1 protein-coding gene and 1 pseudogene are annotated in these 1,462 nt (G+C 67.6%); both read right to left on the bottom strand.

Annotated elements, in window-relative coordinates:
* Nucleotides 1-285 (bottom strand): annotated as a pseudogene (locus tag RTO53_RS19500) (hypothetical protein); the annotation flags it as partial.
* Nucleotides 286-377: 92 nt separating this feature from the next.
* Nucleotides 378-1,462 (bottom strand): class I tRNA ligase family protein (locus tag RTO53_RS19505; protein WP_312239323.1); only part of this gene is annotated, 1,085 nt, incomplete at its 5' end.

Consider the following 1,462-nt stretch of genomic DNA (forward strand, 5'->3'; position numbering starts at 1 on the left):
CTGTGCATCTATGGCGATCGGCAGATCACCCCAACGCTCGGACATCACCTGCAGCTGGGCGACCTTGGCGGTGCTGCCCGGTTCGGCGGCGCTGTCCGGCTCGGTGACCTGCGCGCCCGACGCCTGCAGGCCGCGACGCAGCAGCTTGGCCAGTTCACTATAGGGGGCGCTGGATACCACCTGCACCGCGGCGGTGTCGGCCGGCAGCATCAGCTTGTTGCGCATATGGAAGCCACACCCGGCGAGGGTCGCGGTGAGAACGAGGGCAAGCAGGAATCGGGTCATGGGCACAGTCTGGGGGAGCCGGGCGGGCGCGGCAACAGGCATAGAAGATGCCCGATGCCGCGTGAACGTGACTTGAGACCAACGGGCCGCGGTCAGGCGGCCACGATGTTCACGATCTTGCCGGGCACGATGATGATCTTGCGCACGGTCAGACCGTCCAGGAACTTGGCCGCGTTCGGCTCGGCCAGGCCCAGTGCTTCGATCTGGTCGCGCGCGGCGTCGGCGGCCACCTCGATGGTGCCGCGCAGCTTGCCGTTGACCTGCACCGCCAGCGTCACCGCATCGCGCACCAGCGCGGCCGGATCGGCTTCGGGGAACATCTGGTCTTCCAGCAGTTCCTCGCCATGGCCCAGCACCTGCCACAGGGCATGGCTGGCATGCGGGGTGATCGGGTTGAGCAGCAGCACGGTGGCACGCAGCGCCTCCTGGCGCACCGCACGGCCCTGGTCGCTGACGTCATCGAACCTGGCCAGCGCGTTCATCAGCTCCATCACCGCGGCGATGGCGGTGTTGAAACTGTGGCGACGGCCGTAGTCGTCGCCGACCTTGCCGATGGTTTCATGGGTCTTGCGCCGCAGCGCCTTCTGCCCGGCGTCCAGTGCGGCCACGTCCAGTGCCGGTGCGGCGCCGTCGGCAGCGTGCTTCTGCACCTGCGCCCACAAACGGCGCAGGAAGCGGGCCATGCCATCGACGCCGGCTTCGTTCCATTCCAGCGACTGTTCCGGCGGCGCGGCGAACATCGAGAACAGGCGCACGGTGTCGGCGCCGTACTTGCCCACCATCGCCTGCGGATCCACGCCGTTGTTCTTCGACTTGGACATCTTCTCGGTGCCACCGATCACCACCGGCTGGCCGTCGGCGATCAGGGTGGCGCCGGTGATGCGGCCGCGCTCGTCGCGCTGCACGTCCACGTCGGCCGGGTTGATCCAGTCCTTGGAGCCGTCCGGATTGGGCCGGTAGTAGGTTTCCGCGATCACCATGCCCTGGCACAGCAGGTTCTGCGCCGGCTCGTTGCTGTCCACCATGCGCGCATCACGCAGCAGCTTGTGGAAGAAGCGGAAGTACATCAGGTGCAGGATCGCGTGCTCGATGCCACCGATGTACTGGTCCACCGGCAGCCAGTAGTTGCCCCGCTTGTCGACCGCATCACGGGCGCCCGGCGAGGTGTAGCGCGCGT

The organism is Stenotrophomonas sp. (assembly GCF_031995405.1).
Classification (GTDB): domain Bacteria; phylum Pseudomonadota; class Gammaproteobacteria; order Xanthomonadales; family Xanthomonadaceae; genus Stenotrophomonas.